Source organism: Oceanicaulis sp. (genome assembly GCF_965284345.1).
Lineage (GTDB): Bacteria > Pseudomonadota > Alphaproteobacteria > Caulobacterales > Maricaulaceae > Oceanicaulis > Oceanicaulis alexandrii_A.
Genome location: NZ_OZ260073.1, coordinates 1,224,354 through 1,237,996 on the forward strand (window position 1 = coordinate 1,224,354; position 13,643 = coordinate 1,237,996).

18 protein-coding genes are annotated in these 13,643 nt (G+C 63.4%); 7 read left to right on the forward strand and 11 right to left on the reverse strand.

Annotation, left to right across the window (positions count from 1 at the left end):
• The first annotated feature begins 64 nt into the window (after window positions 1-64).
• On the forward strand, window positions 65-856 hold the full coding sequence (locus tag ACQ66J_RS06045; protein WP_430430897.1) for a LytTR family DNA-binding domain-containing protein: 792 nt from the start codon (window positions 65-67) through the stop codon (window positions 854-856).
• Here the strand turns inward: ACQ66J_RS06045 and ACQ66J_RS06050 are convergent.
• Together ACQ66J_RS06050 and ACQ66J_RS06055 are read right to left on the reverse strand one after the other, a co-directional pair.
• Window positions 846-1,394 carry a GNAT family N-acetyltransferase gene (locus ACQ66J_RS06050; RefSeq protein WP_430430898.1) on the reverse strand — a complete coding sequence of 183 codons (549 nt, stop codon included), beginning with the start codon at window positions 1,392-1,394 and terminating at the stop codon, window positions 846-848. The two genes, ACQ66J_RS06045 and ACQ66J_RS06050, sit on opposite strands and share 11 nt — an antisense overlap.
• Before the next feature lie 56 nt (window positions 1,395-1,450).
• A complete protein-coding gene (locus tag ACQ66J_RS06055) occupies window positions 1,451-2,056 on the reverse strand; it encodes a peroxiredoxin family protein (RefSeq protein WP_430430899.1) in 606 nt (201 codons plus the stop codon).
• 215 nt (window positions 2,057-2,271) lie between these two features.
• Between ACQ66J_RS06055 and ACQ66J_RS06060 the strand changes: the two genes are divergently transcribed.
• Window positions 2,272-2,772 (forward strand): TspO/MBR family protein, encoded by a 501-nt coding sequence (locus ACQ66J_RS06060; protein ID WP_375547989.1) that lies wholly within the window; start codon window positions 2,272-2,274, stop codon window positions 2,770-2,772.
• Here ACQ66J_RS06060 and ACQ66J_RS06065 read toward each other — a convergent pair.
• Window positions 2,762-2,980, reverse strand: a complete 219-nt coding sequence (locus ACQ66J_RS06065) for a hypothetical protein (protein WP_430430900.1) — start codon at window positions 2,978-2,980, stop codon at window positions 2,762-2,764. The genes ACQ66J_RS06060 and ACQ66J_RS06065 overlap by 11 nt on opposite strands.
• A 325-nt stretch (window positions 2,981-3,305) precedes the next feature.
• Between ACQ66J_RS06065 and ACQ66J_RS06070 the strand changes: the two genes are divergently transcribed.
• Window positions 3,306-3,518: a cold-shock protein gene (locus tag ACQ66J_RS06070; protein WP_107712163.1), complete on the forward strand. Its 213-nt coding sequence runs from the start codon at window positions 3,306-3,308 to the stop codon at window positions 3,516-3,518.
• A 79-nt stretch (window positions 3,519-3,597) separates the two neighbouring features.
• Here the strand turns inward: ACQ66J_RS06070 and ACQ66J_RS06075 are convergent, their stop codons facing one another.
• Complete coding sequence (locus tag ACQ66J_RS06075; protein WP_430430901.1) at window positions 3,598-4,731, reverse strand: serine hydrolase domain-containing protein; 1,134 nt, start codon at window positions 4,729-4,731, stop codon at window positions 3,598-3,600.
• A 52-nt stretch (window positions 4,732-4,783) separates the two neighbouring features.
• On the reverse strand, window positions 4,784-6,358 hold the full coding sequence (locus tag ACQ66J_RS06080; RefSeq protein WP_430430902.1) for a PfkB family carbohydrate kinase: 1,575 nt from the start codon (window positions 6,356-6,358) through the stop codon (window positions 4,784-4,786).
• A 24-nt stretch (window positions 6,359-6,382) separates the two neighbouring features.
• Here ACQ66J_RS06080 and ACQ66J_RS06085 point away from each other — a divergent pair, with 24 nt between their 5' ends.
• From ACQ66J_RS06085 to ACQ66J_RS06095, 3 genes are all read left to right on the forward strand, one after another.
• A complete protein-coding gene (locus tag ACQ66J_RS06085; RefSeq protein WP_430430903.1) occupies window positions 6,383-7,270 on the forward strand; it encodes an HpcH/HpaI aldolase/citrate lyase family protein in 888 nt (295 codons plus the stop codon).
• Window positions 7,271-7,281: 11 nt separating this feature from the next.
• A complete protein-coding gene (gene arsC, locus ACQ66J_RS06090; RefSeq protein WP_375547984.1) occupies window positions 7,282-7,623 on the forward strand; it encodes an arsenate reductase (glutaredoxin) in 342 nt (113 codons plus the stop codon).
• Window positions 7,624-7,701: 78 nt separating this feature from the next.
• Complete coding sequence (locus ACQ66J_RS06095; protein ID WP_430430904.1) at window positions 7,702-9,447, forward strand: ATP-binding protein; 1,746 nt, start codon at window positions 7,702-7,704, stop codon at window positions 9,445-9,447.
• On the opposite strand, the gene ACQ66J_RS06100 is transcribed toward ACQ66J_RS06095, so the two are convergent.
• The gene (locus ACQ66J_RS06100; protein WP_430430905.1) at window positions 9,444-9,980 is read right to left on the reverse strand and encodes an NUDIX domain-containing protein; all 537 of its coding nucleotides are present in this window, start codon (window positions 9,978-9,980) and stop codon (window positions 9,444-9,446) included. The genes ACQ66J_RS06095 and ACQ66J_RS06100 overlap by 4 nt on opposite strands.
• A 117-nt stretch (window positions 9,981-10,097) precedes the next feature.
• On the opposite strand from ACQ66J_RS06100, the gene ACQ66J_RS06105 reads away from it, so the two are divergent.
• Entirely contained in the window at window positions 10,098-10,661 is a 564-nt protein-coding gene (locus tag ACQ66J_RS06105) for a MarR family winged helix-turn-helix transcriptional regulator (RefSeq protein ID WP_375547981.1), read from the forward strand.
• 23 nt (window positions 10,662-10,684) lie between these two features.
• Here the strand turns inward: ACQ66J_RS06105 and ACQ66J_RS06110 are convergent, their stop codons facing one another.
• The 5 genes from ACQ66J_RS06110 to ccmA all read right to left on the reverse strand — a co-directional run bounded on the left by ACQ66J_RS06110 (window position 10,685) and on the right by ccmA (window position 13,552).
• The gene (locus ACQ66J_RS06110; protein ID WP_430430906.1) at window positions 10,685-11,242 is read right to left on the reverse strand and encodes a DsbE family thiol:disulfide interchange protein; all 558 of its coding nucleotides are present in this window, start codon (window positions 11,240-11,242) and stop codon (window positions 10,685-10,687) included.
• Window positions 11,239-11,451, reverse strand: a complete 213-nt coding sequence (ccmD, locus tag ACQ66J_RS06115) for a heme exporter protein CcmD (protein WP_375547979.1) — start codon at window positions 11,449-11,451, stop codon at window positions 11,239-11,241. The genes ACQ66J_RS06110 and ccmD overlap by 4 nt, the downstream gene beginning before the upstream one ends.
• Entirely contained in the window at window positions 11,448-12,191 is a 744-nt protein-coding gene (locus ACQ66J_RS06120; protein ID WP_375547978.1) for a heme ABC transporter permease, read from the reverse strand. Before ACQ66J_RS06120 ends, ccmD begins: the two co-directional genes overlap by 4 nt.
• A gap of 66 nt (window positions 12,192-12,257) precedes the next feature.
• Entirely contained in the window at window positions 12,258-12,926 is a 669-nt protein-coding gene (locus ACQ66J_RS06125) for a heme exporter protein CcmB (RefSeq protein WP_430430907.1), read from the reverse strand.
• Complete coding sequence (gene ccmA / locus ACQ66J_RS06130; RefSeq protein ID WP_430430908.1) at window positions 12,923-13,552, reverse strand: heme ABC exporter ATP-binding protein CcmA; 630 nt, start codon at window positions 13,550-13,552, stop codon at window positions 12,923-12,925. Before ccmA ends, ACQ66J_RS06125 begins: the two co-directional genes overlap by 4 nt.
• Window positions 13,553-13,643: the final 91 nt, after the last annotated feature.

The window sequence follows — 13,643 nt, forward strand, 5'->3', positions numbered from 1 at the left end:
CATTGGCGATGCGCGAACGGCGCCGGATTTGACACGACGCGATCGGACGCGGATAGAGTTCGGCATGACTGACACGGCTTCGCCTATCCGCATGCTCAACGCCCAAGGCTATCAGATCGTTATCGATCTGGGCGTCATGGCGCTGGCCGGGCTGTTCCTGGCGTTGGTCGGCCCTTTCGCCACCATTCAGGAAAGCCTTCCCTTAAGGCTGGTCTACTGGATTGGCGTAATGGTCGCCGGCGGCGGATTGCTGGCTGTGGGCGAACGGCTCTTCTCTCATCTCCTGCCGCAAATGGCGCTCTGGCGGCGCGTGCTGACGACGGCGGCGGTGATCACCGCGCCGCAAACCGGCGTCGTCATCGCAGCAGAAGCGCTGGTGTTCGACAATCCTGTCTCCCTTGTGTTGTACGCACGCCTGTTGCCCGCCGTTCTCATCATCAGCATAGCGGCGCTCAGCGTCATGTTGCTCACGCGGACAGCCTTGTCGCGCCCCGCGATTGCCGGGCCGGAACCGGGTGGGGAAGCGTTGGAGCCTGACCTGCTCGCGCAGCATCTGCCCGCGCCATTGCGCGGCGCCGAAATTCTCGCCCTTCAAGCGGAAGACCATTATGTGCGGATCCACACAGACGCCGGGTCCCATCTGGTGCTGATGCGGTTTGCGGATGCGATTGCGCTAGCGGAAACGACCCGTCCCGGGCACCGCCTGCACCGGTCATGGTGGGCGGCGACCGACGCCATAACAGCGATCAAATACAACCGCGGGTCCGGGCAGGCGGAGCTGAAAGGCGCGATCACCGCCCCGGTCAGCCGCAGCTCCTATCCCGCATTGCGCGAAGCAGGCTGGTTTAGCGCCTGAAGCGTTCGCGATTCTGCGCCCATTCGGCCTTGGACTGACCCCAGACGTCCACCGTCACGCCGAGCCCCGGCAGGTCCGCGTCCCAGCCCAGATCGGCCGACCCCAGCTTGCGCGCCAGGGCCTGGGAATTGACATTCTCCGGCGCGATCATGTGAACCACGCTCTGCCAACCCAGCGCATCAAAAGCGAAATCCATCGTCGCGGCGGCGGCTTCCGGGCCATAGCCTTTGCCCCAATGCTTGCGGGTGATCGACCAGCCCACTTCAGGCTGCGGCCAGCCATGCGGCGCCCAGGGACCGACCCGGCCCACCCAGTCGCCGCTGGCTTTATCCTCCACCGAGAAGAAGCCATATCCGCGCACCGCCCAATGGCCGATAATGGTGCATAGCTGACGCCAGATCAGCGGCTCCTCCATCACCCCGCCAATATGGCGCGCGGCGACTTCGTCGGCCATCAGGCTGACAAACCCATCCAGGTCGCGCTCCTCAGGCAGGCGCAACCGCAGACGGTCGGTTTCCAGCACGGGTCCGTTGAGCATGAGCGATCCTCCAGTCAGCGTCTGAAGGTCAATCAAACCGGTTCAACGGACAAGCGCTAGCGCGCCTGTACAGCCGCCAGAACGTCTTCAGCGGAAATCCGCGTGGCATAGCCGCGCTGATCGCCCAGCCCCGCCTCATGCCAGAACTTGGCGACCACAACGCCGTCGCGATCAATAACGAAGGTGATCGGATACGGCACGCCATACGCCAGATGATCGGGATCTGAATAGATCGGATCGCGGACGCCAAAGGCGTCGATGGTCCGGCTGTCCGGGTCTGCGAGCAAGGTCAGGCTCAGGCCGCGACGCTCAGCCACCTGGCCCAGCGTGTCGGCGTCGTCATAGGTCAGGACCGTAACCGGCCAGCCGGCGTCTGCGAACGCCTCTGCGTGGGGTTCGAGCTCCAGGGTTTGTCGCAGGCAGATCGGGCACCAGTCCAGGGAGCGGTTGAAATAGATCACCACACCCTCTTCTCCCATCAGGCTGTCGAGCGTGCGCGGCGCGCCACTCGCGTCCATCACATTAAGAGCAGGCGCGGCTTGTCCGACAGACGGACCGAAACGGCTCGCAGCGTCCGCCGCTGTCTCGAGCGCGCCTTGGGCCTGCGCGGGTAAAGACGTGAGGCTAAAAATCGCCAGAGCAATGAAGAGCGTGCGCAACATAACGAGTATCCTTGGAGCAAGCGCCGGCCTGCAGCCCGCAAAACGTGACAATGGCCGTTTGAGAGGATCCAGGAAAGCGCTCACCGCCGGAAAAGACGCTCGCTCAAGCGATTGTGACCCTAAACATCGCCTCGCAAGGGGTGCTCTGGTCGGACGCGCAAACCGTGTTAATGTCTTGCGTGGGCCCGAAGAGCCTGGCGTAGAGGAGTCGATCCGTGGCGACGAACATCTTCCGCAAAACCCGTCCCGCTCTTGGACGCCTGGCCCTTTATCTATTGATTTTTGTCGGCGCTGCTCTGGCGCTGAACGCCTGGATTTTCAGCGGGCCCGCCATTCAATGGTCGCGCACGCTGGACAACCCCGCCTGGGCGCCCCCCGGCGGAGTCGTCGGCGCAGTCTGGGTGGGTCTGTTCACGCTTATGGCGATCGCGGCGTGGAGCCTCGACCGCTATGGCGATGACCGCCACAAGGGTCTCGCTCGCACAGGCGTCATCGTCCAGTATCTGGTCTGCATGGGCTGGACCTGGGGATATTTCGGCCTGCAGAACGTCGCCAACGGGTTTTACATCACTGTCGTCGCCCTGGTCTTGTCGCTGCCCGTGACGGCTCTGGCTTTTCGCGCCTCGCGCCTCGCCGGCGTTCTGTTGGTTCCGCTCGTCGCCTGGCTGATCTTCGCCCTGGCGCTCTCATGGAGCACCTGGCGGCTTAACGTCTGAACCCGCGCCAGACCGTCACGCCGAACACGCCCAGTACGAGAATGCCGGCGCCGAACTCGAGCAGGCTGACGCCCCATATCAAAGGCTCCACCAAGGGCGCGAGCCCGGACAGGACGCGCGCGACCGCCCCCGTGATGCGCTCGCCATGAAAGCCTGCGCCGACGGCCACAAAGACCAACAGCGCCGCGCCGAAGCCCGATAACCGCATCAATCCGCCTGGATCCACGCCGCCGGAACGGGGCTCGCGGGACTTTGCGCTTATGAATCTTCGGGTTCGGCGACTCACTTGTCAGGTTCCTTGAACTTGCGCGCGCACGCCTAGGCTTTGCTTGTCGAGTATAGAATTTTCAGGCATAGTATTTCTCGCACGAGCGGCTTGAACAAGGCCCGGTGAAGAGTATGGAAGACCCGAGCGCCTAACGCCTCTGCCTTTGCCTTCCCCGACCGCAATCCGCATGCCGTGCGCGGGACGCCGTGCACACATCCTATTGGCGTGGGACGCTGCGCGGACTGACGGGAAAGGACTTCTACCCATGACTACGGGTACCGTTAAATTCTTTAACACGGAAAAGGGTTTCGGCTTCATCACTCCTGATGAAGGCGACAAGGATGTGTTCGTGCACATCACCGCTGTGAAAGACGCCGGCCTGGAAGATCTGCGCGACGGCCAACGCATCGAGTTCGAAACTGAACCGGATCGCCGCGGCAAAGGCCCAAAAGCTGTTAACCTCAAGGCGATGGACTAGACACGCTCCATACGCCTGCTCTGAAACGCCGCGCGAAGCCTCGCGCGGCGTTTTCTGTTTCAACGGCTGCGCAGTTCGCTCACAGACACCGATACGAGGCCTCGATCAACGCCTTGGCGCGCGCATCGCCCACCAGCACATCCATCTGCCGGTTCATCACATAGGCCCCTGATACGCCGCGCTCGGAATCCGCGAACCCGCAAGACCCGCCAAAGCCGTAATGGCCCACCGCCTGCGGTTCCGGGCCAAAGGCTCCGGACTCGCGATTGATCATCACGCCAGCCGCAAACGCCAGATCAAAAGGCAAGACCCTGTCAGGACCGTGCACGCGTTCTTTCAGCGCTAGTGAGATGACGTCATCGGACACAAACGCCTCTCCGTCCAGACGCCCTTGCGTCGCAAAGGGCGCCATCAGGCGGGCGATGGCGTTCGCCGTGCCATGTCCGTTCGCCGCCGGCAGCTCCGCAGAGCGCCAGGTCGCCGTGCCGCGCCGGCCGGGCGAGGACCAGGGCTTGAGGAAGGCCGCCGCCTTCTCGGGCGTCATGGACCCCAGATGCGGCGGGCGCGGCGGCAGGACATGCTCGGCCGCGCGATCATGCTCGCTCTCCGGGACTCCAATATGAAAATCAATGCCGCGCGGGCCGCAGATTTCTTCGCGCAGGATCGCGCCGACCGTGCGGTGTTTGGCGTCTGCACGGCGCACCACGGCGTCTGCGATGACGCCAAAACTGATCGGGTGATACCCAGACCCCTCGCCCAGCGGCCACATGGGCGCCATGGCGGCGAACCGGTTTTCCATCAATTCGCGGTCAAACCAGTCAGACGGTTCCATCTCGTCAGGATAGCCGGACAGGCCCGCCTGGTGCGACAAGGCCTGCGCCAGGGTCACGGCGTCTTTGCCCGCTTGCGCAAATTCGGGCCAGACATCCGCGATGGGCGCGTCATAGTCGAGCCGACCCTTATCAACCAGCCAGGCGACGACCAGCGCTGTCACGGCCTTGCCGGTGGAGAAGACCGGCGCGATCGTTTCCGCCCTCCACGGGCTGCTCGCCTTGCGGTCCGCATGACCGGCGTGAATATCGACGAGAACCTCATCGTTCCGGATCAGGGTGAAGGCTGCGCCCAGCTCTTCGCGGTCCGTGAAGTTTTGCTCAAATGCCTCAGCCACCGGCTCGAAACCGGGTGCGAGATGTCCCTGGATATCAATGCTCATGGCCTTTCAGGTACAGGGCAGCGCCTGGGGTTTCAAGCACCATCGAGCGCCATCAGGCATGAAGCGCCATGAGCAAGCCTTGCCCATCTTCCGGCGGGTCGTCAGGCAGACGTACCGCCTCCCCGCCGGCAATACGCATCGCGGTCACAACACACAGCCCGGCGTCAATCAGATCATCTGGCGCGCACAGCCCGGCTTTGAAAGGATGGGGCTCGAACAGCGCTTCAGGCAGCCCTTGCGCCACCAGTAGCGCCAAACGTTCTTCGCGGCCCTCGCGGGTTTTCTTTCGATGCAGGGCCGGTTCGCCGGACAGCTCGGTGAATGTCAGCTCCGGATGGGTTTCAAACACCACCCCGCGTGACAGGTCCGGGGTCATGACGTCATCAATCTCACGGATCTTCGCAAACAGATGATAGGCCTGTTTGGACAGGCCCGGCCCGCCCGCGGCGCGATTGAGCTGATTGGCCTGCTCATAATCTGACGCCGACAGGGCGATGCGCAGGGGCGACGGGAAGATACTGCTGCGCCGCGGTCCCAGACGCTGCCGCGCCAGCCGCTCACACGCGCGTCCCGGCGGGTCCGAAGCGGCTGCTTCAAACCCGATGGGCATATCCACCGCAATGACTTGCGCGCCCCAGTCATAAGCGTCCTGGAACTGCTCGAAGACCGCCCGCCGCGGCGCCTCGATCCCGTTCAGATCGACCATCACCGCCGCCCAACCCGCCTTGCAGCCGTCCAGTCCCATCACCCAGGCGGGTCTCTGCGCCCCGACCCGGCGTAGCGCCGGGGCGCGCAACGGCGTCTGAAGCGTTTGGGCGGTCAGCAACAGATCGCGCGCATCGCCCGCCAATCGCGTTTCGTCCAGAACATGGGAGATCCGCGCCATCCCCCGCGCCGCCGCATCCCGCCAGCGTGCGCCGGTCAAACGCTCCACCAGGGCGCTGGCGGCGAACACGTCCCCGGTTCCATATGGCGCGGGATCAATCCGGGGCATGTAGGCGCTGAAGGCGTCATCTTGCGTGACGCAAATCACCGAGACCTCGTTCAGCGCGGCGGGCGCGGACGTGCACATCACCACGGGCGCCAGACCGCGCGCGGCTTTGACTGCGTCTTCAGACGTCTTGATCTCAAACCGGCTGAGCCAGGCGAGTTCAAACCTGTTGGGCGTGATGACGTTGGCGAGCGGGATCAGTTCATCGCGTATGGCCCGGGCGGTTTCAGCGCTCACATACAGCCCGTCATCACCGCCATCCGCCGCCCCGTTTCCAAGAATCGGATCCACCATCACCAGACACTCAGGGCGTTGGGCGCACGTTTCAGCGATCAGGCCTGCAGCCAGCCGGACCTGGTCCGGATTGTGAAAATAGCCGGTGAAGATCGCGTCCGCCCGATCAAGCACGCCATTGGCCGTAACCCCGTCCAGCGTGGAGGCCATCAGATCGGTCGGCGCCGGCCCGCCCCCCGGCGCCCCCAGCCCCGGATGCCGTCCCAGAACCACGGTCGGGACAAAAACCGGTCGGATCGAGGCCGCGTTCAGCACCTGATTGGTGACCCGACCGCCGACCTGGCTGGACGCCACAAGCGAACTGATCACCAGAACGGAGGCCTGAGGTGTGGTGTTGGACATGTGCCTTATGTAAGCCTTTCCGCCATGACAGACGATTCCTCACATGCAGACGCGAACGCCCGCCTGTTCCGCTCGGTCCTGTTCGTGCCCGGCGACAAGCCGCGCGCGCTGGACAAGGCGAAGGACCTGGGCGCGGACGCCCTGATCATCGACCTTGAAGACGCGGTCGCGCCCGAACGCAAATCTGAAGCCCGGCGCAATGCGCTGGACGCGCTGGTTCGATACAAGCGCCATCATCTGTTCACGGTGTTAAGGATCGCCGAACCCGGATCGCCTGATCTGGCGGCGGACATTCCAATCGCTGCGCAGAGCCAGCCGGATGCAGTCCTGATCGCCAAGCTGGAAGACCCCGAACAGCTGAGCGCGGTGCGCAAACGCCTTGACGACGCCGGGTATCATGGCCCGGTCTGGGCGATGATCGAAACCCCACGCGGCGTGTTCAATGTCGAGGCGATCGCCCGTCAGGCGCCCTTGAACCGGCTTGAAGCGCTGGTGGCGGGCGCCAATGACCTGGCGGAAGGGCTGCGTCTGCCCGAGGGCGAGATGCGACGCAGTACGCTAGAGCCTCATCTGGCGCGTCTGGTGCTGGCGGCGCGCGCCATGGGGCTTGTCGTGCTTGATGCGGTCTTCAATGCTTATGCCGATGAAGCCGGGCTTGAGGCCGAAGCGCGCCAGGGCCGACAGCTTGGCTTTGACGGCAAGACCTTGATTCATCCCGCCCAGATCTATCCTGTCCATAAAGCATTCGCTCCATGCGCGGCTGAACTGGACTGGGCGCAAAGCGTCGTTGACGCGTTTGAAGACCCTGCCAACGCGAACAAGGGCGCCGTGCCGCTCAAAGGGCGGATGGTGGAACATATGCATTTGCGCACCGCCCAGGCCCTGCTGGCCGCTGCGCTGACCGACGAATAAGGAACGAACACATGGAATACTGGCATAATCCGCGCTGCTCGAAATCACGCGAAGCCCTGGCGCTGCTGGAACAGCATGGCTACCGCCCGACGATCCGCGAATATCTCAAGGATACGCCCAGCGCTGACGAAATCCGGTCCGTGGTGGCGAAACTGCGCCTGTCCAGCGCCCGCGACCTGATGCGCGTCAAGGACGCGCTCTATAAAGAGCTCGGGCTGAAAGAAGTCAGCGATGAAGACCAGCTGATCAAGGTCATGGCCGACAATCCCAAGCTGATCGAGCGACCGGTCCTGATCCATGAGTCACGCGCCGCGCTGGGGCGTCCGGTTGAACAGATTCTGGACGCAGTCTGAGCCCCGACCGTCATGACGTCTCATCATATCGAAACGCTTTAAAGTTCAGATTGACCACATCACACTTTGAGAGCTCGCATGTCGCAGTCTGCCGCCACTCTGGACGCCTATCGGAGCGTCGCGCGAAGTCGCGCGAAAGAGCTGCCGACCCGGATCGGCCTGTCTTTGCTGGGCTCGGCGGTTCTGTATCTGGGCGGCATGCCGCAATTCGCGCTGATCTACGCCATTCTCTCCCTGACATCGCAACTGATTGACCGCTGGGTCTCCTCCCGCTTCTTCTCATCCTCGCGGACACGGGCTGTCTCCAAAGGCGAAATGCTGGCCGCAAACCTGTCCATGGTGCAGGCCACGGCGATCTATTCGCTTATCAGCATCGGATTATGGAATTCCTGGGGCGCGACGGGCGAGGCGATCGCGCTCTTGTTTCTGTGCGGCGCGCTGTTTCATATCGCGGTGCATTCCAATCAGGACATGATGCTGACGCTGTCAGGCGGGCTGCCTCATGCCGCTTATCTGATCAGCTTGCCGGTGTTGGCGATGTTCGCCCCGGACGGTCCGCATATGGAGTATGGCCTGGTGCTGATCGCGGGCCTGCTGTTCTTGATGCATTTCATCGTGGCCGCACGCCGGTTCGGCGACGCCAGTTTTCGTATTCGCAGCGCGCAGCACAAGGCTGAGCTCGCCAGTGCGGCGAAGACACGCTTCCTGGCCAATATGAGCCATGAAATTCGCACGCCTCTCAATGGGGTGATGGGGATGGCGCAACTTCTTGAGCATACAGACCTCACACCCAAACAGCGTGGCTATGTCCGCACCTTGAATTCATCGGGGAACTCCTTGCGCGGGCTGATTGACGATGTTCTCGACATCTCCCGCATCGAAGCGGGGGAGTTGACGCTTGAGAACGCTCCCTATGCGCCTTCAGACCTGTTGCGGGCTGCGGCTGACACCATCAGCGGTCAGGCGGCCCAAAAAGGGCTCGCTCTGGAGCTCGACATCCCGCCCGATCTTGAAACCCTGGCCATGGGCGACGCGACGCGGGTCTTGCAGATTTTGACAAACTTCGCGGGCAACGCCGTCAAATTCACCGAAGCCGGCGTCATCGCGATCAGCGGCCGCATGATCAAGCCAGGCTGGATGGAGCTGAGCGTCTCCGACACCGGGCCGGGCATCCCACAGGACGCGCTAGCGCTCATTTTCGATCGCTTTCACCAAATTGATGACAGCACTGGCCGCCGCCATGAGGGCACCGGGCTCGGTCTGACGATTGCGCAGGAAATAGCCAATCTGGCGGGGGGTGAAATCGGGGTCGAGAGTGAAGTCGGCGCCGGAAGCCGTTTCTGGGTGCGGTTGCCCCATACCGCCGCCAAACCCGGCGCAATCGCGTCTCACGCTCACCCTGCCTCCACCGAGCATGCTGAGGCGCCTTTGCAGGCGCGCACCCGCACGGCGCTGGTTGTTGAGAACAACACCATCAACCGCAATCTGCTGGCTGATTATCTTGAAGGCTCCGGCTGGTCGGTCCTTCAGGCTGTCAGCGCGGAGCATGCGCTGGAAATTCTCGATCTCACGGAACAGGACCCCGATGTGGTCTTGCTCGATTTGCACATGCCCGGACTCTCCGGCGAGGATCTGCTTTCGATCTTGAGCAACGCCTATCCGCAGGCGCCGGTCGTCATCGTCACGGCCGACGCCACCAGCGGCACGTCGCAACGCTTGCTGGCCAAAGGCGTGAAGGACTATTTCGTAAAGCCCGTGAATCTCGACGCGCTCGCCGAAACGCTGAACCGGATCACCGTGCATGCCGAAACCGGAGCGAGCTAGTACGGGCGTATGTCTGGCGTCTGGGTTCGCATCGATACTGGCAGCGCGCGCCCATGCCCGCTCTGATAATCATCCAGCGCCCATTTGACGCTGGGAAACGCCAGATCGCTGAGCGGCAAGCGGTCCCATTCAAACAAGGCCACTTCTTGGCTTTCAGGCCCGGCGGCGATATCCGGCGTGGCAAAACGCGCCCGAAAGAAAATCTGCACCTGAGAGATGCGCGGCACGGAATAAATGCCCAGAACGCCATCGAGCTCCAGGGACGCGCAGGCCTCTTCGCGCGCTTCGCGCAGGGCCGCCTGCTCCACGCTTTCGCCTTCCTCCATATAACCGGCGGGCAAGGTCCAGTATCCCGACCGCGGCTCGATCGCACGGCGGCACATCAGGACGCGACCATCAGAATGGGTTGCGACGACGCCGGCGACAATCTTGGGGTTCACGTAGTCGATAAAGCCGCAGGTCCGGCATATCCGGCGTTCGCGATCCTCCCCCTCGGGGGTGGCATGATGGAAATCAGGCTCTTGCGCGTCCATGTCAAAACCCTTGCAGCATTAGATTTATGAAGGTCATTCCGTATCAAGAAGGACTTGTTATTGAAACGTCGCTAAACCGGGGTATGGTTGCTTTGTTCCGTCGCCGGAGGGTGAAATATGGCTGACGCACTGGATTTCGACCTCAACACCTCGCCTGGGCATCTGATGCACCGCGCGCAGCAATTTGCTGCGGAGCAGTTTTCAGAGGCGACGGGCGGCGTACAGATCACACAACGTCAGTTCGCTGTGCTCTGCGCGGTGCATGACGCGGAAGGTCTGACCCAGACTCAACTCGTCCAGGCGACCGGGATCGACCGCTCCACACTCGCGGAGCTGGTCTCTCGCATGGCCGCCAAAGGGCTTCTGGTGCGCGAGAAGGCGCCGGGCGACGCGCGCGCCAATTCGGTGCGCTTCACAGATGAAGGTCGCCAGCTGCACGCCACCGTCATCGCCGGGGCGAGAGCCGCAGATGACGCCATCCTGACGGCTTTGCCCAAAAACAAGCGCGCCAGCTTTGTTGAAGCGCTCAACCGCATCGCCCGCGCGTCCGAGCTGGGCGCTGAAGCCGCCCGCGAAGAGGCCAAGAAAGCCAAGCTCGCCGAGAAGGCCGCCAAGGCCAAGTCCAAGGGCGGCGACAAGAAAAAGAAAAAGAAGAAGAAAAAAGCCGCCGCCGCCGAATAACCTTCAGCGAGCCTCTCTGCAGCTTACTGAACCTCTGGCCAGCTGATCGGCTGCCCGCCCGCCTCGGCCCAGGGCTCGGCGAAGCGTTGTATCCAGACTATATCGGTCACCGCGCCCCGCCAGCGCGCACGAATAACGCCATCTGCATCCACAATGAAGGTTTCAGGCGGGCCTGTGACGCCCAGCTCGAATCCCGCGCGACCGTCGCGATCCGCCGCCAGTCCGGCGAACGGATTCCCCAGCTGGTCAAGAAACCGGGCGGCGTCCGCCTCTTCATCCTTGTAAATAATGCCGTAAATCGGAACGCCTTGATCTGACAGATATTCAAAGTACGGATGCTCGATCCGGCACGGCGGACACCAGGACGCCCAGACGTTCAGGAGATACGGCCCCTCAAGGACGTCGGGAGCAAATCCGGCTTGCGTGAAGCTGACCGCCTCCAGCGGCAGATCCAGATCACTGACGCGCTGACCGATGATCGGATCTCCGCCGCCCTCGGTGGGACGCAACAGCGCGATGGCGAAAAGGGTCAGAAGCAGCCCCACCCCGATCACCGGGAACCAGGTCATCAGGTTTTTCATGCCGCATCCTCATCTGATGACGTCGCAGCCCACGCCCCGGCGGACGACGCTTCCAGCGCTTCAAGACGTTTGAGACGCGCTGCCGCGGCGCGGCGGCGCGCGACCGTCATCCACACCAGCACAATACTGCCCAGCAAACTCAGTCCATACGACACCCAGACGTATACGGCGTATCCGTCCATGGCGAAAAACTCAGTCAGCGCGCTCATAGCTCCGCCTCCAGTTCCAGACGTCGCTCACGGCGGCGCTCCAGCGCATCGGCGCGGCGCTCCATCAACATGGCGCGCATCTGGGTGAGGATGAGGGCGAGATACAAAACGGTGAACGCAAGCGCCATGATGGCCAGCGGCCAGAGCTGAGAGGGGTCGATCGTCGGCCCGTCAAAGCGAAACACGCTGGCGGGCTGATGCAGCGTATTCCACCAATCCACCGAGAATTTGATGATCGGCAGGTTGATAAGGCCCGCCATGGCGAGGATCGCGCCCGCACGGGCCGAGAGCTTCTCGTCTTCAATCGCGGCTCGCAGCGCCATATAGCCCAGATACAGCAAGAACAGCACGAGCATGGAGGTCAGTCGCGCATCCCAGACCCACCAGGCGCCCCACATGGGCCGCCCCCAAAGCGCGCCTGTGGCCAGACAGATGAAGGCGAACACCGCGCCCGCCGGCGCGATAGCGCGGGCGGCGAGATCGGCCAGGTTATGGCGCCAGATGAAATAGACGAAGCTCGCCCCGCCCAAGCCCCCATAGGCGAACATGGCGAGCCAGGCGGCGGGCACATGCACATACATGATCCGCACTGTGTCAGATTGCTGATAATCCTCAGGCGAAAAATACAGCGCCCAGGGCAGGCCGATGGCGAACAGGGTCGCCGCAATCCCCCAGCACCAGGGCAGGATAGCGCGCGCGAGACGGTCAAACCGTTCAGGATTGGCGAAATAGCTCCACATAATCTGATCACCTAGCCGGGCCGGCCCGGTCGGGCAAGCCGATGCGGCGCTGGGCCGCAAGCATTATCATTCCAGACGGGCTTTCAACGCCGCCGCCGCGCCGAACGGCGCCAGCGCCAAAGCAACCAGCGAACCCGCCAGCGCCATCATCAGATTGGGCCCCTCAAGCCCGGTTCCGTCCATCGCCGCCCGACCTGCGCCCGACGCGAACACCAGGAGCGGCACCTGCAGGGGCGCTGCGATCAGCGCGATCAACAGCCCTGCGCGCTTCAGCCCCGCCGCCAGGGCGCCCGCAAAGGCGGCGATGAAGGCGAGCCCCGGCGCGGCGAAGGCCAGCCCCAGCGCCAGCACACAGGCTGAAGAGACGTCGAGCCCGTAGGCGAGCCCGCCAATGAAGGCGAGCAAAGGCGTCGTCCAGAACACCGCCAGAATGAAGGCCAGCGTCTTCATGAAAACCGCCAGCGCCAACCCGACCGGCGACAGGGCGTAAAGCTCCAGCGTGCCATCGGAGGCATCCTCGCTGAAAATCCGTTCGGCAGGCTGCAAGGTGGCGAGCAAGGCGGCGAAGGCGATGACGCCCGGCCCCGCCGCACGCAAGGTCTCGGCGTCCGGCCCTATGGCCAGCGGCGCCAGCGCCAGAGCGGCCAGATTAAACGCCGCCGGCCCCGCCGGTCCGCCCCCGCCTGCAAAAGCGAGCCGCAATTCGCGCGCAAAGATCGCTCCCATCGCGCTCATCCCACGCCCGCCCCGGTTTTCGTGGGGGCGGTGCGCAAATCTTCAACCCGGGCGCCCGCCCAGCCCAGATCCACATGGGTGGCGGCGATCACGACGCCGCCGGCCTGACACTGAGTTTTCACCAGCGCCGCCAACCGTTCGCGAGACCGCGCATCCAGCGGCGCGGCGGGTTCGTCCAGCAACCAGACGGGGCGGTTTGACAACGCGATCCGCGCCAGCGCCGTGCGTCGCTTCTGCCCCGCAGACAGCGTGCCGCAGGTCCGCCGCGCCAGATGCGCCAGCGCCATCTGCACCATCACATCTTCAAGCTGGTTAGTGTCGCCGCCATACAGCCCCGCCCAGAATTGAAGCGCTTGCTCAACGGTCTCAGACGGTTTCAGCGCATCGGCATGGCCCAGAAAAGCGACCGATTGCGGGTCCAGCCCGATCTCGCCGCCCAAAGGCCGCACCAGACCGCCTAGCGCGCGCAGCAGCGTCGTCTTGCCCGACCCGTTGGGCCCCAGCAGCACCAGCGCCTCGCCTGGCTCAACTTTCAGCGAAAAGCCAGTGAGCACAGCTTTGCCCCCGCGCTCAAGGCGCAGGCTGGAGACTTCAATCGGGGATAGGGTGAAGGCGGCAGGGATCATGACAAGAGATTTAGCCTCAACCGTCCCAAGGGTCCAAGTCTGAGATGTCGCAGGCCTGGTATGACGATGGACCGCCTTCTTTTCAGGGATC